Here is a 20,162-nt window from a genome sequence, read left to right on the forward strand (position 1 = left end):
CCCAGACGTACCGAACGCCGTACCCCCCACCCGACTTCCCCACCGATCCGCCCGTTCCGCCCGTTCCGATCCGCCCGTTCCGCCTGATTCGCACCACGAGGTAGGCCCCTCCATGCCAGAAACCCCCCTCCCCGACCCCCGGCGCTGGAAAGCGCTCGTCTTCATCGCCCTGGCCCAGCTGATGGTCGTCCTCGACGCGACCATCGTGAACATCGCGCTGCCCTCCGCCCAGGCCGACCTCCACATATCGGACGGCAACCGGCAGTGGGTCATCACCGCCTACGCCCTGGCCTTCGGCGGGCTGCTGCTCTTCGGCGGCCGCATCGCCGATCTCTGGGGCCGCAAGCGGGCGTTCGTCACCGGTCTGATCGGCTTCGCCCTCGCCTCCGCCTTCGGCGGTGTCGCGGTCAACACGGCGATGCTGCTGTCCGCCCGCGCCCTGCAGGGCGTCTTCGGCGCGCTGCTCGCGCCCGCCGCGCTGTCGCTGCTCGCCGTGACGTTCAGCGAGGCCAAGGAGCGCGCCAAGGCGTTCGGCATCTTCGGTGCCATCGCCGGTGGCGGCGGCGCCCTCGGCCTGCTGCTGGGCGGCGTGTTCACCGAGTACCTCAACTGGCGCTGGACGTTCTTCGTGAACATCCCGATCGCCGTGATCGCGGTCGCCGGTGCGGTCGCGGTCGTCCGCGAGCCCGCGGGCAGCCGCAACTCGTCCCGGCTCGACATCCCCGGTGTCGTCCTCGCCACGCTGGGCCTGGTCTCCCTGGTCTACGGCTTCACCCGCGCCGAGACCGACGGCTGGACGGCCGGGCTGACGCTGGGCCTGTTCGTCGCGGCCGCGGTGCTGCTGGCGGCGTTCGTGGTCGTCGAGAGCAAGGTCGCCTCGCCGCTGCTGCCGCTGCGCGTGGTGGCCGACCGCAACCGCGGCGGCGTCTACGCGGCGCTGGGGCTCGCGTCGATCGGCATGTTCGGCCTGTTCCTCTTCCTCGTGTACTACCTGCAGGGGGTCAAGCACTACAGCCCGGTCTCCAGCGGCCTGGCGTTCCTCCCGATGATGGCGATGATGATCATCGGTTCCACGCAGATCGGTGCCCGGCTGATGATGCGGGTGCCGGCCCGCTGGCTGATGTTCCCCGGCTTCCTGCTGGCCGCCGCCGGCCAGGCGCTGCTGACGGGGATCGACGTGGACACCCCGTACGCGACGGGCATCCTGCCCGGTCTGCTGATCATGGGCCTCGGCATGGGGACGGCCTTCATGCCGGCCATGAGCCTGGCCACGCACGGCGTGCAGGCCCGGGACGCCGGTGTCGCCTCGGCGATGGTCAACACCTCGCAGCAGGTGGGCGGCGCGATCGGCACCGCCCTGCTGAACACCATCGCGGCCAGCGCCGTGACGGACTACCTGAAGTCGCACGCGTCCGAGGCGGCGGCGTCGCCGCAGGCCGCGAAGCTGCTCGGGCTGAACGCGACGGTGCACAGCTACCAGACCGGCATCACCTGGGCCGTCGGCATCCTGACCCTGGCCGCGGTCGTCTCGCTGGTCTTCGTCAACGCCGGCCGCCCGGACGCCGCCCAGGGCGCCAAGGCCGAGAGCGCGGAGGACGCGGTTCCGGTCATGGCCCACTGATCGGCGGGCGCGGCCGGCCGGCCGGCGCGGCCGCGGCCCGCCGACGGCGGCACGCGACGGAGGGCGAGGGCCTGCCTGCCGTACGACGTGGGAGGCCCCGCACGGGCAAGCCGTGCGGGGCCTCGCGCGTGCTCGGGCCCCGGGCCGATGTGCCCGGCCTCGTCGCCGCCGGGGCGCCCGCGCCGGGACGACCCGCGCCGGGGCGCGCCCGGCTTCCGGCCGGCCGGGGCGGGCAGGGGCGATGCCCGTGTGCCGGGGCGGGTCAGCGCAGCCAGGGCAGGTCCGCGCCCGCCGGCTGGAGGCCTGCCGCGATCGTTCCGCAGATCTCGCCCAGTTCGGTGACCTGCTCGGGGGTGAGGCGGTCGAAGATGGCCGCCCGGACGGCCGCGACGTGCCCGGGGGCCGTCCGTTCCAGCACCGCGAACCCCTCGTCCGTGAGCACGGCGAGCTGGCCGCGCTTGTCGGAGGGGCAGTCCTCCCGGCGCACCCAGCCGTTCTTCTCCAGCCGGGCGACGGCGTGCGAGAGCCGGGACCGGGTGATCTTGGTCTGCTGGGCGAGTTCGGTCATCCGCATCCGCCGCCGCGGGGCCTCGGAGAGCTGGACCAGCAGCGCGTAGTAGATGTGCGGCATGCCCGCGTCGCGCTGGAGCTGGCGGTCCAGGTGGTCCTCCAGGAGCGTGGTGGCGTGGAGGTAGGCCTGCCAGGCGGCCTGCTCGCCGGCGCTGAGCCAGCGCGGTTCCGCCGGGTCGGGTGCGGGTTCGTTCGTCATGACATCCACTGTTCCACTCACCGCTCGCCTGCCGCTCAGTCCTTGAAGTCTAAATAAAATCGCTCTGAAGTCGAAGAGAAGAGCTTGAAAGTTCAAGCAACCTGCGCAACGCCGAGGCCGACTGGAGCGACCGTGCCGTCCACCACCGAGTCCACCGCCGGGCGCATGCCCGTCCTCTTCCTCTCCCACGGCGCGCCGCCGCTCGCGGACGACGCGCTGTGGCCCGGCCAGCTCGCCGCGTGGTCCGCCGGACTGCCCAGGCCCCGCGCCGTCCTGATGGTGTCGGCGCACTGGGAGGAGGCCCCGCTCGCCCTGGGCGCGACCGAGACCGTGCCGCTCACCTACGACTTCTGGGGCTTCCCGGAGCACTACTACCGCGTCCGCTACCCCGCCCCGGGCGCGCCCGCGCTCGCGGAGCGGGTGCGCAAGGCGCTGCGCGGCCCGGGGACGCCCGTCCACGACGTGCCCGGCAGGGGGCTCGACCACGGCGCGTACGTCCCGCTGGTGGAGATGTATCCCGGCGCCGACGTCCCGGTGCTCCAGATCTCCCTGCCCACGCTCGACCCGCGGCGGCTGATGGCGGTCGGCCGCCGGCTCGCGCCGCTGCGCGACGAGGGCGTGCTGATCGTCGGCAGCGGCTTCTTCACCCACAACCTGGCCGCGCTGCGGCACGGGGGCGGGACGCCGGGCTGGTCCGCGGAGTTCGACCACTGGGGGCGCGAGGCGCTGGAGGCGCAGGACGTCGACGCGCTGCTGGACTTCGCGGACAAGTCCCCCGCCGCCGCCCTCGCGCACCCGCGCACCGAGCACTTCGCCCCCCTCTTCGTCGCGTTGGGCGCCGCCGAGGGTGAACTCGGCAGTGCGCGCAGCGTCATTGACGGGTTCTGGATGGGACTGGCCAAGAGGTCGGTGCAGTTCGGCTGATCATGGGGCCACGCTAGGCCGCCGGGCGGCGGGCCGGAACGGTCTGCGGTCTTACGCCTCCGGACCGGGGCCGGGGCGGCCCGCGTCAACGGCGCATCGGGTACTGGTTCCAGTGGAAGACGTCGTACGACAGCAGCCCCACCAGCACGCCGAAGCCCAGGCCGATGCCGAGCGAGCGCAGCCAGCTGCCCCCGGAGACGCTGTGCAGGAAGCCGATGGTGATGCCGGCGAGCGCGCCGTACGAGAGCGCCCGTACCTCGGGGATCATCGCGTTCCGCTCGCGCACGAGCACGTAGCCGATGCCCGTGGCGACCGCGGCGACGACCAGTCCGAGCAGCCAGCCGCCCGCCTCGGAGAAGCCGTTGTTGTGGGAGAGGAAGACGGTGTAGAGGAAGAGGACGACGCCCAGGCCGACCGGCACGGCCCAGGCGGGGCGGCTGCGGTCGGGCACCGGGCCGGCCTGCGTCCGGCGGGCCGGCAGCGGGGTGCCGCGGAGGACCGGGCCGGGGGCGTCGTGGGCGTGGTGCGGCAGGATCGAGTGCGCCGGCATGGCGGGCTCCTCTCGTTCGCCCCCCGGGGATACCAGCCGTCGATACCAGCGCACACCCGTGCCCGTGCGGGGGCAAATCGATCAGTGCCGGCCGTCGTCGCGCAACCGGACGCCGGAAAGCGGCGTCCACACCATCGGAGGCCGGTCGGTCAAAGGTGACGGTCGTCTCATCGGTCCCCCTCGGGCGCGGGCGGCCACCGGCTCCGCGCGGGCCGCGCGGCCGGTCCGACCAGGGCGTACGCCGGCCCTCCCCGCCCTGTGGCCCGCAGTCGGCCGGGCAGGGTACTGCATGATCGTAAAAAAGAAGACGTCCTCGGGGAATTCTGTCCGGATTCCGGCCGTTCTTTCCTTCGGACGGGTTCGCAGCGCGAGCCCCCCACCATCCCGCGACCGTCTCATCGCAAGGGAGTACGCATGGCAACCCGTGCCGTCGCCCGTCGTCAGTCCGCTACCAAGGGCTCAGGCGAGGCAAGCAGTGTTCGCGCCTCGGCCGGGGAGATCGCCGATCGCGACCTGGTCGGCATGTACCTGGACGAGATAGCGCGTACGCCCCTGCTCGACGCCGCCGAGGAGGTCGAGCTGTCGCAGGCCATCGAGGCGGGCGTCTACGCCCGGCAGATCCTGGACGGCCTGGAGTCCGGCGGCCCGGAGGACGCATCGCGCGAGGAGCTGGAGGCCATCGCCGCCGAGGGCGCCCGCGCCAAGGACGTCTTCATCAAGTCGAACCTGCGCCTCGTGGTCGCCGTCGCCCGTCGCTACCCGCGCAGCGGACTGCCCCTGCTGGACCTGATCCAGGAGGGCAACGCCGGTCTGGTGCGCGCGGTCGAGAAGTTCGACTACACCAAGGGGTTCAAGTTCTCGACGTACGCGACCTGGTGGATCCGCCAGGCGATCACCCGCTCGATCGCCGACCAGTCGCGCACGATCCGTCTCCCCGTCCACCTCGTCGAGGAGCTCGGCCGCATCCGCCGGGTCCAGCGCGAGTTCAACCGGGAGAACGGCCGCGACCCCGAGCACGCGGAGATCGCCGAGGAGCTCGGCACCACCACCGAGCGCGTCGGTGACGTGCTGGACTGGGCGCGCGACCCGGTCAGCCTCAACATGTCCGTGGACGACGAGGGCGAGACCCAGTTCGGCGACCTGCTGGAGGACACCTCCGCGGTCTCGCCGGAGCAGTCCGTCATCGCCCTGCTGCGCAGCGAGGAGCTGGAGAGCCTCATCGGCCGCCTCGACCAGCGCACGGCGTCGATCATCAAGGCGCGGTACGGCATCGAGGACGGGCGGGAGCGCACGCTCACCGAGGTCGGCAAGCAGCACGGGCTCACCCGCGAGCGGATCCGCCAGATAGAGAAGCACGCGCTGCTGGAGCTGAAGAAGATGGCCCACGCCACCGGCTTCGACGCGGCGGCGTGAGCCACCGGAGCGAGGGCTCCCGGCCGGGCGGCCGGGAGCCCTTCGCCGTCACGCGTCCGCCGCCCGGCTGATCCGCGCGCCCAGCGCCCGTATGCGCTCGACCAGCTCCGGCGGCTCGTGCACCGTGAACTCGCAGTCCAGCATGGCCAGCCGGTAGGCCATCCACTCCGGCGGGTCGGAGACGTCCGCGTCCAGCCGGCAGCTGTCCTCGTCGACCGCCACCGGCGTGCCCATGGTGGCGGGGAGGCGGGCCGCGACCGAGGCGGCGGGGGAGCGCAGCGTCACCACGACGCGGTAGGCGGGCCGGTCGCGGGAGAGGGAGCCCCTGACGAACGCCGCCGCGTTCTCGGCGGGCAGCTCGCGCGGCTCGAAGCGGGCCCCGGTGGGGAACGGCTCGCTCACCCGGTCCACCCGGAACGTCCGCCAGTCGTCGCGGTCGATGTCGAACGCCACCAGGTACCACCGGCGTCCCGTGCTCACCAGGCTGTGCGGCTCCACCAGCCGCCGGGTTTCCGTGCCGTCCCCGGAGCGGTAGGCGAATCTCAGCCGTTCCCGGCCGGTGACGGCCGAGGCCATCGTGGTCAGGGTGCGCGGATCGACGCTGGCGCCGTCGCCCGAGGTCAGGGGCACGGTGGCGGCCTGAAGAGCGGTGACGCGGTGGCGCAGCCGGGACGGCAGCACCTGTTCGAGCTTGGCGAGGGCGCGGACGGACGCCTCCTCGATGCCCTCCACGGCGTGGCCCGCGCCCGCCCGCAGACCGACCGCGATGGCGACCGCCTCCTCGTCGTCCAGCACCAGCGGCGGCATCGCCGCGCCCGCGGCCAGCCGGTACCCGCCGACCGCTCCCATCGTTGCCTGTACGGGATATCCGAGGTCGCGGAGCCGTTCGACGTCCCGCCGGATCGTCCGGGTGCTCACGCCGAGCCGCTCGGCGAGCTCGCTGCCCGGCCACTCGCGGGGGGTCTGGAGGAGGGAGAGCAGGTTCAGCAGCCGTACGGGTGTGTCGGTCATGCGCCCAGCCTGCCAGGAATGTAGGACACCGTTTGACCTAGTGGCTGGATAACGTGGGGCACGCCTGGAAATCGACAGTGGAAGGCCCTGCCCCGTGAGCTCCGTGAGCACCGATCCGCCCCTCGACCGCCGCCGCTGGATCGCGCTGGCCGTCGTGCTGACCGCGTCCTTCATGGACCTCGTCGACGTGACGATCGTCAATATCGCCATGCCCAGCATCAGCAAGGACCTGGGCGCGTCGTTCAGCGTCCTCCAGTGGATCACCGAGGGCTACGCGCTGGCCTTCGCCGCCGGTCTGATCACCGGGGGCCGGCTGGGCGACATATTCGGCCGCCGGAGGATCTTCCTCATCGGCATGTCCGGCTTCACCCTCGCCTCGATGCTCTGCGGTGTCGCCGCCGACCCGCACGTGCTGGTCGCCTCCCGGATCCTGCAGGGCGGCACGGCCGCGCTGATGGTGCCGCAGGTGCTGGCCATCGTGCACTCCACCTTCCCCGCCCACGAGCGCGGCAAGGTCTTCGGCATGTTCGGCGCGATCGTCGGCCTCGGCGCGGTCTCCGGGCCGATCCTCGGCGCGCTGCTCACCGAGTGGAACCTCCTCGGCCTCGAATGGCGGCCGATCTTCCTCGTCAACCTGCCCGTCGGCATCGCCGGCCTGATCCTCGGCCGCCGCTTCATCGCGGAGTCGCGCAGCGCGGACGCGCTCAAGCTGGACCTGCCCGGCGTCGCCCTGGCCACGCTCGGCATCGTGATGTTCCTCTACCCGCTCACCCAGGGCCGCGAGCTGGGCTGGCCGCTGTGGGGCTGGCTGTCGATGGCCGGCAGCGCGGTGGTGCTCGCCCTGTTCGTCCGCTACGAGCGGCACAAGAAGGCGAAGGACGGCTCGCCGCTGGTCGAGCTGTCGCTGTTCTCCGTGAAGAGCTTCGCGGGCGGCATCGGGGTGCAGCTGGCCTTCGGCATCGTCTGCGGCATCTTCTTCCTGTGCTGGACGCTGTACATGCAGCTCGGCCTGGGCTGGAGCCCGCTGCGCGCCGGTCTGACCGGCATCCCGTTCTCGCTCGCGGTCTCCGTGGCCGCCGGCATGTCCGTGCAGAAGCTCGTCCCGCGCTTCGGCCGGAAGGTCCTCCAGGCCGGGGCGCTGGTCATGGCGGCCGGTGTGCTGACCTACATCTGGGAGGCCGGGCACTACGGCGCGGACATCCGGCCCTGGCAGATGGCCCTGCCGCTGGTCGTCATGGGCGCGGGCATGGGCCTGATCGTGGCGCCGCTCACCGAGGCGGTCATCGCCGAGGTGCCCCGCGAGCACGCGGGCTCCGCGTCCGGCCTGATCAACACCGTGCAGCAGCTGGGCAACGCGGTCGGCCTCGGGCTGGTGTCCGTCGTCTTCTTCGGCGTGCTCGACGAGGGCGCGGTGGCGAAGGGACGGGCGGCGACGGCCTTCGCGGACGCCTTCCGGCACGCGATGTGGTGGGTCGCCGGGCTGCTCGGTGTCGTCCTCGCCCTGATGTACGCGCTGCCGCGGCGCCCGAAGGCGGCCCCCGCGGAGGCGGAGGAGACGGCTCCGGCCGCCGAGCCGGCGGGCGAGCCGGTGGCCGCCTGAGCGGCGCGGCGCGGTACGGCGCGGCATCCGTCCGGATCCTCCGGGCGGGGCCGCGCCGTTCTCATATCCGCTGTTCCAGGCGGGACTTGGCGGCGGGCCACTCGTCGCGGAGCATCGAAAACCAGACGCTGTCCCGCCACGTGCCGTCCGGGCGCCGGACGTGGCGGCGGAACGTGCCCTCCTCGACGGCGCCGAGACGGGCGACGGCGCGCCGCGAGCGCTCGTTCAGGTGGTCCGTCTTCCAGACGACGCGGCCCATGCCGAGCTCCTCGAACGCGTGGGTCAGCATGAGGAGTTTGCACTCGGGATTGACGGCGGAACCCCAGTGGGCGCGGCCGTACCACGTGCCGCCGATCTCCACCTGCTCGCCCTCGGCCGAGGCGGCGGCGTAGCAACTGACACCGACGGCCCGGCCGGTGTCCCGGTGGACGACGGCGAACGGCACGAGCGACTCCTCGGCGAGGTGGCGCGCGACGATCGCGCCCATCTCCTCCTCGGTGCGCGGGGTGCGGTGCCGCGTCCACCGCCATACGTCCTCGTCGCCCCCGCCCGCCGCGAAGAGATCGGCGGTGTGGGACGGGACGAGGGGTTCGAGGCGGATGTGGCGTCCGGTGAGGGTGGTGGTGCGGGTGGGGAGGGTGGCGGTGATCATGGCCGGACGGTAGCCCGGGGCCTCCCGGGTGGCAAGGGCCGGCCGCCATGGGGCCGTTGGCCCCTCCCGCGGGACCTCAGGCGTCCCCGTACAGGTCGCGGTACGACGGGAAGACTCCCCCGGGGCCGTCCACGCCCTCCGCGGCCAGAACTCCCTTCACCACGGCCCGCGTCAGGACGTCCGCCCCCGCCGCCAGGATGCCGTTCACCGCGCCCAGCGCGTAGTCCACCCCCTCCGGCAGGCCCTCCTCCGCGGGCAGCGGGCGCGTCCCCGTGGCGAGGGCGAACACCGTGTCGCCGTCGGTCAGCAGGTGCACCGGCCGCACCGCCCGGGCGAGGCCGTCGTGGGCCGTGCCGGCGAGCTTCTGCGCCTGGGCGCGGGTGAGGACGGCGTCCGTGGCCACGACGGCGATCGTCGTGTTGAGCGGCGGGCGGGACGACGCGGCCAGCCGCCGCCCGGACTCCGCGCGGGCCTCCGCGAGGGCGGCCGTCGCCGCGCGGTGCCGCTCCTCCGGCGGCACGGGCGTGCGCCGGTCCGCCCCGTACAGCACGCCCGTCTCCGGATCGACCACCGACCCCGCCGCGTTGACCACCGCGAGCGCCGCCACCGTCACCCCCGAGGGCAGGACGGCGCTCGCCGTGCCGACGCCGCCCTTGAGGCCGCCGGCCACGGCGCCCGTCCCCGCGCCCACGGTGCCCTGGGCGACGGGCGCGCCCGGCTCCGTCGCGGCCGCCGCCTCGGCCGCCGCCCGGCCGAGCGCCGCGTCCGGACGGGCCCGCCAGTCACCGCCCCGCCCGAGGTCGAACAGGGCTGCGGCCGGGACGACGGGCACCACCTGGGACGGGCCGGGCCCGACCCGCACCCCGCGGCCGGCCTCCTCCAGCCAGGCCATCACCCCGGACGCGGCGTCCAGGCCGAAGGCGCTGCCCCCGGTGAGCACCACCGCCTCGACGCGCTGGACGAGGTTGCGCGGGTCGAGCGCGTCCGTCTCCTTCGTCCCCGGGCCGCCGCCGCGCACGTCCACGGCGGCCACCGCCCCGCCGGGCTCGGTGAGGACCACCGTCGTCCCCGACAGGGCCCGCTCCCCGGTGAGGCGGGCGTGCCCCACCCGGAGCCCGGTCACGTCGGTGAGGGCGTCCCGGGGGCCGGTGGTGACGGTGTGCCGCCCCACGGCGGCGGATTCGTGTGCGCTGCCGGTCTCAGTCATGGCGCATGCGTATCACGGTGCCCCGCCGCGGAGTCAGGCCCCGGACGCCGTCGGCCGTCCGCCCTCCGCCGCCCGGCGGTCCGCGGTATCGCTCCGCGCCGTCAGCGTGACGCCGACCGCGACCGTCACGGCCGCCACGCACCCGGCCGCGAGCACCGCCCAGCGCGCGGCGAACGTGCACGCCAGGACCAGCACCGCCGAGACCGGCAGCACCAACTGCTGGACCGGGCCGCGTTTTTGGTGCCGCGAGTGGATCAGCCACACCGTGAACATGAACAGCGCGGCGGCCACGGTGACCGTGGAGGCGGCCGCGAACGCCGAGACGTGCGCCTTGCCGGTGGCCTCCTCGATCGCCACCTCGATGCCCGCGCCGATGGCGGCGGCCGAGCCGAAGACCAGGTAGTGCCCGTAACCCCACAGGAACGCCTGCCTGTTGGAGATCAGGTGCAGATGGATCGGGACCGCGAAGTAGATCCAGTAGGCGGCGAAGATGATCAGGAGCCCGCCGGCCGCGATGGGCAGCAGCGTGCCGAGCGCCCGGTGCTCGTCCACCGCGGACTGGACGGCGACCGTGGCCGCCGAGACCGTCTCGCCGAGCACGATGATCGTGAACAGCCCGTACCGCTCGGCGATGTGGTGCGGATGCCAGCCGGTCGGCCGCCGGCGCTCGGCCCAGACGGGAACGGCCGTCTCGCAGAGCGCCATCCCCAGGAACAGCCACGGCTTGCCGCCGGGCAGGAGCAGCAGGCCCAGCCACCCGACCTGGCACAGGGCCACCCCCGCCGCGTACCGCAGCGCCGTCCGCCGCTCCGCGCCCTGTGTGGAGAGCGCCGCGCGCAGCCACTGGCCGACCATCGCCAGCCGCATCACCAGGTAGCCGAACCAGACCACCCGCCAGTCGCCGCTGTCGAAGGCGCGGGGCACGCCCGCCGCGAGCACCAGCACCCCGGCGATCTGGACCAGCGTCATCCCGCGGAACAGCACGTCGTCCGTGTCGTAGGCGGAGGAGAACCAGGTGAAGTTCATCCAGGCCCACCACACCGCGAAGAAGATCATCGCGTAGCCCTGGACGCCGTGCCCCGGATGCCCCTCCGCCAGCGCGTGCACCAGCTGCCGGCCCGCCTGGGCCACCGCGACCACGAAGCACAGATCGAAGAAGAGCTCCAGCGGGGTGGCCGTACGGTGCTCCTCTTCGCGGCCGCGCGTGCTCATCCGGCGCAGCACGCCCTGGTGGCTGCGGAGCGGCCGGTGCGGCGTATCGCTCATGCGGCGATTGTCGCCTCGGGCACGGCCGGTCGCGACCGGGACGCCTCGCGCCTCGCGGCCTCGCGCCGGGCGGCCCGGTACCCGGCAGCTCTGTGCCTGGCAGCTCCGCACCCCGACCCCCGGCGTTCGGCGGCTGTGTAGCCGGGGATGCCGCGCCCCGCGACCACGCGCCCCGCGACCCCGCGCCCGGCAGTTCTGTGCCCGGCAGTTCTGTGCCCGGCAGTTCTGTGCCCGGCGGTGCCGCGCCCGGCTGCCCCGCGCCCGGCTGCCCCGCACCCAGCAGCCCCGCACCCAGCAGCCCTGTGCCCGGCAGCTCCGCACCCCCCGGCCCCGTACCCTGGAGCCATGAGCGCCACCCCCGAACCCAGGCCCGCCCTTGTCTTCGACGATCCGCTGGACCGCCCCTCCGCGGATGACACGGACCGTGGGTGGGGCGAGCGGCCGGTGGGCGGGGACGCCGGTGATCTGGCCCGTTTTCTGGACGAGAAGCCGCCGCACCACCTCTGAGCCGGGCGGCGGCCGGCCGCGCGGCTAGCGCTGCGCGGGCACCGAGTCCGTGCCGGGGCCGCGCCGCTGCTCGAGCAGTGTGTCCCGGATCTGCGCCAGCAGCTCGATCTCCGTCGGCTGGGCCGGCTCGCTCTCCGCGGGGCGGCGGGCCGCCTGGCGCTCCTGCCAGCGCTTCATGGGAAGCAGCATGAGGAAGTAGACCACCGCCGCGGTGATCAGGAAGGTGAGCGAGGCGCTCACCACCGCACCCCACTGGATGAAGACGCCCTTCGTCACCTCCCCGGCCGCGTTCTTCGCGCACGGCCCCTTGAGGCAGGCGGCGTAACGGTCCAGGTCGGTGGTGCCGAAGGCGCCCACGATGGGGTTGATCACGCCCTTGACCACAGAGTTCACGATGTTGGTGAACGCCGCGCCGATGACAACGGCGACCGCGAGGTCGATCACGTTGCCCCGCATCAGGAACGCCTTGAAGCCCCCGAGGATCCCCGTCCTCTTCTCGCTCACCGAACAGCCTCTTTCTGCACTCGTCTGCACCGGAATTTCCGGAATGGCGGACTGCACACCCTACGAGATGCTCCGGCCGGTGTGTCCAATCCGCGCACACGATCAGGGGAGGCCCGGTCAGCGAAGCCCCCAGCACGCCAGCAGCGCCGAACACGGGATCACCACCCCGGCCACGACCGCTACCCACCCGGCCGCCGCACCACGCCGGCGCCCGACGCGCACGGGCGCGAAGTGCGGCACCGCGCACGCCGGTGGCGGCGCCCAGGACGGGCGGGAACCGGGAGGGGGAGACGCTGCTGGGGAGGAGGGGGGAGAAGGAAGAGGGGACATGGCAGACCACCGCCCGTCGTGGGGAGTTCGGAGGAGACGCTCCCCACGATCCCGGGTCCGGCCGGCTCCCGCTGGAACCGGCCGGAATCTGTGGACGGCCGGCGGCTTGTGGAAAACCCGCTCATCCTCAGGGGTGAGTGATCAGCCCACGGTTGACGGACGAGGCGCCGCCTCAGGGCAGGGCGATCCCCAGCTCCAGCCCGTCGAGCGCCCCCGCGCACGGGCAGCCGCGGTCCTCGTTCCCCGGCAGCACGCCCACCACGTCGAAGAGCACCCCGCGCAGCCGCTCCACGTTCGCGGCGAAGACCCGCAGCACCTCCTCGTGCGTCACACCGTCCCCCGTCTCCGCGCCGGCGTCCAGATCCGTGACCAGGGCCAAGGACGTGTAGCGCAGGCCGAGTTCGCGGGCGAGCGCGGCTTCCGGGTGCCCGGTCATGCCGACCACCGCCCAGCCCTGGGCCGCGTGCCAGCGGGACTCCGCGCGGGTGGAGAAGCGCGGCCCCTCGACCACGACCATCGTCCCGCCGTCCACCGGCTCCCAGTCGCGCCCGCGCGCCGCCGCCAGCACCGCCGCGCGCCCGGCGGGGCAGTAGGGGTCGGCGAACGGCAGATGGACGACCTCCGGGACGGAGCCGTCCGGCAGCGGCTCGCCGTCGAAGAAGCTCTGCGCCCGCGTCTTCGTCCGGTCCACCAGCTGGTCGGGCACCAGGAGCGTCCCCGGCCCGTACTCCTCCCGCAGGCCGCCCACCGCGCACGGGCCCAGCACCTGGCGGACGCCCACCGAGCGCAGGGCCCACAGGTTGGCCCGGTAGTTGATGCGGTGCGGCGGCAGGTGGTGGCCGCGGCCGTGACGGGGGAGGAAGGCGACCCGGCGGCCCGCCACCTCGCCGAGGAAGAGGGAGTCGCTGGGCGACCCGTAGGGCGTCTCGACGGTGACCTCGGTCACGTCGTCGAGGAAGGCGTAGAACCCCGAGCCCCCGATGACGCCTATCTCCGCGCGCGGACCCGTCCCTTGGCCGAGAGCATCGGCCGTGCTCGTGTTGACCATGGCGTCACCCTAGCCCCCGCCCCCGAAGCGCGATCAAGCCCCGGAGCCCGCCCGGGACCGGAGCCCGCCCGGGACCGGAGCCCGCCCGGGAGCGCAGCCCGCCCGGGACCGGAGGCGTCCGACACCGCCGGAGAACACGACGGAGCCCGCCGCCTCCCGAAGAGGCGACGGGCTCCGTCGAAGGATGCTGCCGGAGTGAGTGCGTCAGGCGGCCGACGAGCTCGCCGAGGCCGAGGAGGTGCTCGACGAGGCCGAGGACGACGACGAAGACGAGGACGACGCGGAGGCCGACGACGTCGTGGACGCCGACTTCGCCGGGCTGCTGCTCGACGACGTGCCCCGGCTGTCGTTGCGGTAGAAGCCGGACCCCTTGAAGACGATGCCGACCGCGGAGAACACCTTCTTCAGGCGTCCGTCGCAGCTCGGGCACACGGTCAAGGCGTCATCGGTGAACTTCTGCACCGCCTCGAGGCCCTCGCCGCACTCGGTGCACTGGTACTGGTAAGTCGGCACTTGCTCCTCCTGGCACTCTCACTCGATGAGTGCTAACGACGCTCCATAGTGCAGTATTCCCGCGCGTCAGTCCACCGGGACGGGCTCGCGGTGACCCACCCCACGTGCCGCGACGGCCGACTCCTCCGCCGGAGGGGTGAGGCTGCGCCGCAGCGCCAGCAGGACGAGCAGCGCCAGCGCCGTGCCGCACAGGGGCACCAGGAAGCCGTGGTGCGCGCCGAACTTGTCGATCAGCTTGCCGGCCACCAGGGAACCGGCCGCCTGGCCAAGGCCCACCGAGCCGGTGAGCCAGGTGAACGCCTCGGTCCGGGCCCCGGCCGGGACCAGCTTCTCGACCAGGGTGAAACCGGTGATCAGCGCCGGGGCGATGCACATGCCGGTGATCAGGCCGAGGGCGCCCAGCACCGGCGCGGAGCCCGCGGCCCACAGCGGCGTCGTGGCCAGCGTGAGCAGCGGGTAGGCGACCAGCAGCCGGCGCTGGGGGGCGCTGCGCCAGGCGACGGTGCCGACGACGACGCCCGCGATCATGTTTCCGGCCGCGAACGCCCCGTACAGCACGCCGTTGAGGCCCGGTTCGCCGATCTTCTCGGTGAAGGCGGCCATCGACATCTGCATGCCGCCGAAGACGGAGCCGATGCCGAGGAACATCACGGCCAGGACGCGCACGCCCGTCACCGACAGCGCCGAGGCGCCCTTCTCGCGGCCGCCCGTCCCGGAGGTGCGGCCGGGCTGCGGCTGGGTGCGCCGCTGCGAGGCGAAGAGCAGGCCGCCGACGACGGTCAGCAGCGCCTCGGCCACCAGGCCCGCCGACGGGTGCACGCCCGTGCACAGCGCGGTGGCCAGCACCGGACCGATCACGAACGTGAACTCGTCGGTCACCGACTCGAAGGCGGCCGAGGTCGCCATCAGCGGCGAGCCCGTCAGCTTGGCCGCCCAGCGCGCCCGGACCATCGGGCCTATCTGGGGGGTCGACGCACCGGCCGGCACCGCCGCCGCGAACAGCGCCCACAGCGGGGCGTGCGACAGCGCCAGCGTGATCAGCAGCGAGATCGCGGCCGCGTGCACGACGACGCCGGGCAGCAGCACGGCGGCCTGTCCGAAGCGGTCCGCGAGCTTGCCGCCCTGCGGCGCGAAGAGCGCCATCGACACACCGGCGGTCGCCGAGACGGCGCCCGCCGTGGTGTACGAGCCGGTGGTGTTCTGGACGAGCAGCAGGATGCCGATGGTGAGCATCGCGAACGGCTGTCGCGCCAGGAAGCCGGGGAGCAGGAACGTCCAGGCGCCGCGCGTGCGCAGCAACTGGCCGTACCCGGGACGGGCCCCGGCGGATTCGTTGACCGTGCCTGCCACGGCCTGGCCTTTCCGCCGCCTGGTAGCACGCCCCGGACGGTCGCCGCACGGAGCGCGCCGAGAGCTGTCCTCTCGCGCAGGACCGTGGTAGATACCGCTCCGGCCGCCTTGTCGCGGCCGCGGCCGCCGTGCGGTCGCGCCAGCCCTGCATCAGGCAGAGTTGGTTCGATGTTTTGAGCAGGATGAACTTAGTTCTTCCCTACCATACCCGGCGTCCGTTTCCGCCCGCCCTTCCCGGAACCGGCAACCGCCGTCCCGTCCTCGGTGCCGCTGGTTCCCAGCCAGCCGGCCAGCTTGCCGCCCTCGGCGACCGCCCGCAGCCGTTTCTCGGTCGCGTCGCGCACCGGGTCGGTGGCCACCACCAGCAGCTCGTCCCCGCGCCGCAGCACGGTCGCCGGCCCCGGGACGAAGCTGGTGCCCTCGCGGACGACCAGGGTGACGGCCGAGCCGGCCGGCAGCCGCAGCTCCGCGACCTCGACGCCGTGCATCCGCGACCCCTCGGGCACCGCGACCGACAGCAGGTGGCCGCGCAGCCGCTCCAGGGGTGCCGACTCGATGCCCAGGTCCTCCGCCTCGGTCTTCCCCAGGGCGAGGCGGCGGGCCAGCCACGGCAGCGTCGGGCCCTGCACCAGGGTGTAGACGATCACCAGGACGAAGACGATGTTGAACATCCGCCGCGCCTCGGGCACGCCCGCCACCATGGGGATGGTGGCCAGCACGATGGGCACGGCGCCGCGCAGCCCGGCCCAGGACAGCAGCGCCTTCTCCTGCCAGGGCAGCCGGAACGGGGCGGTGCTCAGGAAGACCGACACCGGCCGGGCCACCATCGTCAGCACCAGCCCGACCACGAGCGCGGGCACGATGTCGTCCCCCAGCTCGTGCGGGGTGATCAGCAGACCGAGCAGGACGAACATCCCGATCTGCGCGATCCAGCCGAGCCCCTCGGCGAACCCGCGGGTGGCCGGCCAGTGCGGCAGCTTGGCGTTGCCCAGGATCAGCGAGGCGAGGTAGACGGCGAGGAAGCCGGAGCCGTGGGCGAGCGCGCCGCCCGCGTAGGCGACGGTGGCGATGGCCATGACGGCGATCGGATAGAGGCCGGAGGCGGGCAGGGCGATGTGCCGCAGGCCGTACGCGCCGAGGAAGCCGATGGCCAGGCCGACGGCCCCGCCGATGGCCAGTTCCAGCGCGATCTTGCCGAGGAGCAGATACCAGTGCTCGACCGGGCCGGCGGCCGAGAAGGCGACGACGAGGATGACGACGGGGGCGTCGTTGAAGCCCGACTCGGCCTCCAGGACGCCCGTCAGCCGGGACGGGAGGGGAACGTTCCGCAGGACGGAGAAGACGGCGGCGGCGTCGGTCGAGGAGACGACCGCGCCGATGATCAGTGACTGGCGCCACTCGACACCGGCCAGATAGTGCGCGGCGGTGGCCGTGACGCCGACGCTGAGCGCGACGCCGGCGGTCGACAGGACCGCGGCGGCGGGCAGGGCGGGCTTGACCTCGTGCCACTTGGTGCCGAGTCCGCCCTCGGCGAGGATCACGACGAGCGCGGCGTAGCCGAGGACCTGGGTCAGGCCGACGTCGTCGAAGCTGACGCCTATGCCGTCCTGGCCTATCGCGACGCCGATGCCCAGATAGACGAGCAGGCTGGGGAGCCCGCTGCGGGAGGAGACCCGTACCGCCGCCACCGCGACCAGCAGCACGAGCGAGCAGACGAGCAGGAGTTCGTTGAGGTGGTGGACAGTCAGGGGCCGCTCCCTTCACTAGAACTCCGGTCGTGGCACGGCGAAACGTTCTGTGGCCGACCGGAATTTCGTTTCCTCTCCTAACATTTTACGGGTTCTTAACGCGGTCCGGCGGTCCGGCCGTGGGCCGCCCCCAGCGGTGGTGCCGACTCCGCGTCCGGCCGCCGGGCCCCCTGCGCCTATGGTTGCTTCCAGCACTCCAGGACCACCCGGCCCCGCGAAGGACAGCGATGCCCTCCAACAACACCGGCCCTTCCGGCAAGAAAAAGAAGGGACGCCGCGCCCGCCTGCTCGGGATCAGCCTCGCGCTGCTGCTCGTGGGAGGCACGGGCTACGGGGCGTACTGGGGCGTCGACACCGTCCGCGCCTCCTTCCCGGAGACCACCGGCACGATCCAGCTGAAGGGCCTCAAGGGCCAGGTGCGGGTCGAGCGCGACGGGAACGGCATCCCCCAGGTCTACGCGGACAACGTCGAGGACCTCTTCCGCGCGCAGGGCTTCGTCCAGGCGCAGGACCGGTTCTGGGAGATGGACGTCCGGCGGCATCTGACGGCGGGCCGCCTCTCCGAGATGTTCGGCTCCGGACAGGTGGAGACCGACGCCTTCATCCGCACCATGGGCTGGCGGAAGGTGGCGCAGGAGGAGTACGACACCAAGCTCTCGGAGACCACCAAGAAGTACCTCCAGGCGTACTCCGACGGCGTCAACGCCTACCTCAAGGACCACCAGGGCAAGTCGCTGTCCGTGGAGTACGCGGCCCTGGAGTTCGAGAACGACTACAAGCCCGAGAAGTGGAACCCGGTCGACTCGGTCGCCTGGCTCAAGGCGATGGCCTGGGACCTGCGCGCCAACCTGCGGGACGAGATCGACCGTTCGCTCGCCTCGACCCGGCTCGACGCGAAGCAGATCGAGCAGTTGTACCCGACGTACCCGTACGACCGGAACAAGCCGATCGTCGAGGGCGGCGGCTACGACGGCCTGGCCAGGGAGTTCGACCCGAAGGGCACGCCGTCCTCCTCCGCGTCGGCCCTCCAGGGCACCCGGCAGGGGACGCAGCAGGGCGCCCCGCAGGGCACCGCCAATGGGGCCTCCGGCAACGGCGGTACGCCCGGCGGCTCCGCCAACACCGGGACGAACAAGGGCACTCCGGGCGGCTCCTCCGCCACCGGCGGGCTGCACACCGGCCTGTCCGCCCTGTCGAAGACGCTCGGGCAGATCCCGGCGCTGCTGGGCCCGAACGGCAACGGCATCGGCTCCAACTCCTGGGTGGTCTCGGGCAAGTACACGACCACCGGCAAGCCGCTGCTCGCCAACGACCCGCACCTCGCGCCGCAGATGCCCTCGCTCTGGTACCAGATGGGCCTGCACTGCACCAAGACCGGCGAGCAGTGCCCGTACGACGTGGCCGGCTACACCTTCGCGGGCATGCCCGGCGTCGTCATCGGCCACAACCAGGACATCGCCTGGGGCATGACCAACCTCGGCGCCGACGTCGCCGACCTCTACCTGGAGAAGGTCTCCCCGGACGGCACCTACCAGTTCGGCGGCAAGCAGAAGCCGCTGCGCACCCGCAAGGAGACCATCAAGGTCGCGGGCGGCAAGGACCGCGAGTTCACCATCCGCTCCACCGACAACGGCCCGATCGTCTCCGACCGCAACGACGAGCTGACCAAGGTCGGCCAGGACGCGCCCGTGAAGGGCGTCGCCCCGGACCGCGCCGAGGGCTACGCCGTCTCCCTGCGCTGGACGGCCCTGGAGCCGGGCAGGACCATGGACGCGGTCTTCGCCCTCGACCGGGCCGCGGACTTCGCCGAGTTCCGCAAGGCGGCCGCCGACTTCGCCGTCCCCTCGCAGAACCTGATCTACGCGGACACCAAGGGCCACATCGGCTACCAGGCGCCCGGCCGCATCCCCGTGCGCTCCAAGAAGCACGACGGCCGGCTGCCCGCGCCCGGCTGGGATCCCGCCTACAGCTGGAAGGGCTACATCCCGCAGTCCGCGCTGCCCTGGGACTACGACCCCAAGCGCGGCTACATCGTGACCGCCAACCAGGCCGTCGTCGACAAGAAGTACCCCCTGCCGCTCACCTCCGACTGGGGATACGGCGTCCGCAGCCAGCGCATCAACGAGCTCATCCAGTCGAAGATCAAGGACGGCGGGAAGATCTCGACCGAGGACATGCAGAAGATGCAGATGGACAACAGCAGCGAGATCGCCAGGCTGCTGACCCCCTATCTGCTCAAGGTCAAGCTCAAGGGCCCCAACGAGCGCGAGACCAAGTACCTGCGCGAGGCGCAGGACCTGCTGAAGGACTGGGACTACCACCAGGACGCCGACTCGGCCGCGGCCGCCTACTTCAACGCCGTCTGGCGCAACACCCTCAAGCTCGCCTTCGGCAACAAGCTCCCCAAGGAGCTCCGCGTCAAGGGCCAGTGCCTGCGGGTGCGTCCGGCCAACGACGCCGGCCCCAAGGAGGACCTCGACGGCAAGGCCCGCTGGGTGGTGGAGTGCGGCGAGCGCGAGCCGGACGAGGCGCAGCCGGACGGCGGCGACCGCTGGTTCGAGGTCGTCCGCAGCATCATCGACAAGCCGGACGACGCGTGGTGGAAGACGAACGGCACGCGCGCCAACCCCGGTTCGAAGAACCGTGACGAGCTGCTGGCCCGGGCCATGAAGGACGCGCGCTGGGAGCTGACCTCCCGGCTCGGCAAGGACGTCTCCTCCTGGAGCTGGGGCCGCCTGCACCAGCTGAACCTGAAGAACCAGACGCTGGGCAAGGAAGGTCCGTCCGTCGTCCGCTGGCTGCTCAACCGCGGTCCGTGGAACCTCGCGGGCGGAGAGGCCGCGGTCAACGCGGCCGGGTGGAACGCGGCCGGGGGCTACGACGTCCTCTGGGTCCCGTCCATGCGGATGGTCGTCAACCTCGACGACTTCGACAAGTCGCGCTGGATCAACCTGACCGGGGCGTCCGGGCACGCGTACAACGCGCACTACTACGACCAGACGGACATGTGGGCCAAGGGCGAGCTGCTGCCCTGGGCGTACTCGGCCGGAGCGGTGAAGAAGGCGACGGAGGATTCGCTGACGTTGCGGCCGTAGCCGGCCGCAGGGTTTGTCCTCCGACGCCGGACGGGCTGCATGCAGCCCGTCCGG

The 20,162-nt window shown here is 72.8% G+C and carries 17 protein-coding genes; 6 read left to right on the forward strand and 11 right to left on the reverse strand.

Annotated features, from left to right (window positions below):
• The first annotated feature begins 112 nt into the window (after nucleotides 1-112).
• Nucleotides 113-1,621 (forward strand): MFS transporter, encoded by a 1,509-nt coding sequence (locus AC230_RS26535; RefSeq protein WP_049718801.1) that lies wholly within the window; start codon nucleotides 113-115, stop codon nucleotides 1,619-1,621.
• 262 nt (nucleotides 1,622-1,883) lie between these two features.
• On the opposite strand, the gene AC230_RS26540 is transcribed toward AC230_RS26535, so the two are convergent.
• A complete protein-coding gene (locus AC230_RS26540) occupies nucleotides 1,884-2,390 on the reverse strand; it encodes a MarR family winged helix-turn-helix transcriptional regulator (protein WP_049718802.1) in 507 nt (168 codons plus the stop codon).
• 165 nt (nucleotides 2,391-2,555) lie between these two features.
• Between AC230_RS26540 and AC230_RS26545 the strand changes: the two genes are divergently transcribed.
• Nucleotides 2,556-3,314, forward strand: a complete 759-nt coding sequence (locus tag AC230_RS26545; RefSeq protein WP_049718934.1) for a dioxygenase family protein — start codon at nucleotides 2,556-2,558, stop codon at nucleotides 3,312-3,314.
• A gap of 85 nt (nucleotides 3,315-3,399) precedes the next feature.
• On the opposite strand, the gene AC230_RS26550 is transcribed toward AC230_RS26545, so the two are convergent.
• Nucleotides 3,400-3,864: a hypothetical protein gene (locus AC230_RS26550; protein WP_049718803.1), complete on the reverse strand. Its 465-nt coding sequence runs from the start codon at nucleotides 3,862-3,864 to the stop codon at nucleotides 3,400-3,402.
• A gap of 414 nt (nucleotides 3,865-4,278) precedes the next feature.
• On the opposite strand from AC230_RS26550, the gene AC230_RS26555 reads away from it, so the two are divergent.
• The gene (locus tag AC230_RS26555; RefSeq protein WP_049718804.1) at nucleotides 4,279-5,277 is read left to right on the forward strand and encodes a sigma-70 family RNA polymerase sigma factor; all 999 of its coding nucleotides are present in this window, start codon (nucleotides 4,279-4,281) and stop codon (nucleotides 5,275-5,277) included.
• A gap of 48 nt (nucleotides 5,278-5,325) precedes the next feature.
• Here the strand turns inward: AC230_RS26555 and AC230_RS26560 are convergent, their stop codons facing one another.
• Nucleotides 5,326-6,288 carry a helix-turn-helix transcriptional regulator gene (locus AC230_RS26560; protein WP_049718805.1) on the reverse strand — a complete coding sequence of 321 codons (963 nt, stop codon included), beginning with the start codon at nucleotides 6,286-6,288 and terminating at the stop codon, nucleotides 5,326-5,328.
• 94 nt (nucleotides 6,289-6,382) lie between these two features.
• Between AC230_RS26560 and AC230_RS26565 the strand changes: the two genes are divergently transcribed.
• Nucleotides 6,383-7,888: an MFS transporter gene (locus AC230_RS26565; RefSeq protein WP_241833371.1), complete on the forward strand. Its 1,506-nt coding sequence runs from the start codon at nucleotides 6,383-6,385 to the stop codon at nucleotides 7,886-7,888.
• A 61-nt stretch (nucleotides 7,889-7,949) separates the two neighbouring features.
• Here the strand turns inward: AC230_RS26565 and AC230_RS26570 are convergent, their stop codons facing one another.
• The 3 genes from AC230_RS26570 to AC230_RS26580 all read right to left on the reverse strand — a co-directional run bounded on the left by AC230_RS26570 (nucleotide 7,950) and on the right by AC230_RS26580 (nucleotide 11,013).
• Nucleotides 7,950-8,537, reverse strand: coding sequence for a GNAT family N-acetyltransferase (locus AC230_RS26570; protein ID WP_049718935.1), 588 nt, complete (start codon nucleotides 8,535-8,537; stop codon nucleotides 7,950-7,952).
• 79 nt (nucleotides 8,538-8,616) lie between these two features.
• Complete coding sequence (locus AC230_RS26575) at nucleotides 8,617-9,747, reverse strand: P1 family peptidase (protein ID WP_049718807.1); 1,131 nt, start codon at nucleotides 9,745-9,747, stop codon at nucleotides 8,617-8,619.
• A 33-nt stretch (nucleotides 9,748-9,780) separates the two neighbouring features.
• A complete protein-coding gene (locus AC230_RS26580; protein WP_049718808.1) occupies nucleotides 9,781-11,013 on the reverse strand; it encodes a low temperature requirement protein A in 1,233 nt (410 codons plus the stop codon).
• A 345-nt stretch (nucleotides 11,014-11,358) separates the two neighbouring features.
• Here AC230_RS26580 and AC230_RS33200 point away from each other — a divergent pair, with 345 nt between their 5' ends.
• On the forward strand, nucleotides 11,359-11,520 hold the full coding sequence (locus AC230_RS33200; protein WP_198535614.1) for a hypothetical protein: 162 nt from the start codon (nucleotides 11,359-11,361) through the stop codon (nucleotides 11,518-11,520).
• Between the two features lie 24 nt (nucleotides 11,521-11,544).
• On the opposite strand, the gene mscL is transcribed toward AC230_RS33200, so the two are convergent.
• The 5 genes from mscL to AC230_RS26600 all read right to left on the reverse strand — a co-directional run bounded on the left by mscL (nucleotide 11,545) and on the right by AC230_RS26600 (nucleotide 16,968).
• Nucleotides 11,545-12,024: a large conductance mechanosensitive channel protein MscL gene (gene mscL, locus AC230_RS26585; protein ID WP_049718809.1), complete on the reverse strand. Its 480-nt coding sequence runs from the start codon at nucleotides 12,022-12,024 to the stop codon at nucleotides 11,545-11,547.
• 502 nt (nucleotides 12,025-12,526) lie between these two features.
• Nucleotides 12,527-13,402: an S-methyl-5'-thioadenosine phosphorylase gene (locus AC230_RS26590; protein ID WP_049718810.1), complete on the reverse strand. Its 876-nt coding sequence runs from the start codon at nucleotides 13,400-13,402 to the stop codon at nucleotides 12,527-12,529.
• Nucleotides 13,403-13,606: 204 nt separating this feature from the next.
• A complete protein-coding gene (locus AC230_RS31560) occupies nucleotides 13,607-13,915 on the reverse strand; it encodes an FmdB family zinc ribbon protein (protein WP_078871576.1) in 309 nt (102 codons plus the stop codon).
• A 66-nt stretch (nucleotides 13,916-13,981) separates the two neighbouring features.
• The gene (locus AC230_RS26595; protein WP_049718811.1) at nucleotides 13,982-15,265 is read right to left on the reverse strand and encodes an MFS transporter; all 1,284 of its coding nucleotides are present in this window, start codon (nucleotides 15,263-15,265) and stop codon (nucleotides 13,982-13,984) included.
• Between the two features lie 188 nt (nucleotides 15,266-15,453).
• The gene (locus tag AC230_RS26600; RefSeq protein WP_241833372.1) at nucleotides 15,454-16,968 is read right to left on the reverse strand and encodes a potassium/proton antiporter; all 1,515 of its coding nucleotides are present in this window, start codon (nucleotides 16,966-16,968) and stop codon (nucleotides 15,454-15,456) included.
• Between the two features lie 272 nt (nucleotides 16,969-17,240).
• On the opposite strand from AC230_RS26600, the gene AC230_RS26605 reads away from it, so the two are divergent.
• Nucleotides 17,241-20,108 (forward strand): penicillin acylase family protein, encoded by a 2,868-nt coding sequence (locus AC230_RS26605; protein WP_049718812.1) that lies wholly within the window; start codon nucleotides 17,241-17,243, stop codon nucleotides 20,106-20,108.
• Nucleotides 20,109-20,162 lie beyond the last annotated feature (54 nt).

The organism is Streptomyces caatingaensis, assembly GCF_001187435.1.
GTDB lineage: Bacteria > Actinomycetota > Actinomycetes > Streptomycetales > Streptomycetaceae > Streptomyces > Streptomyces caatingaensis.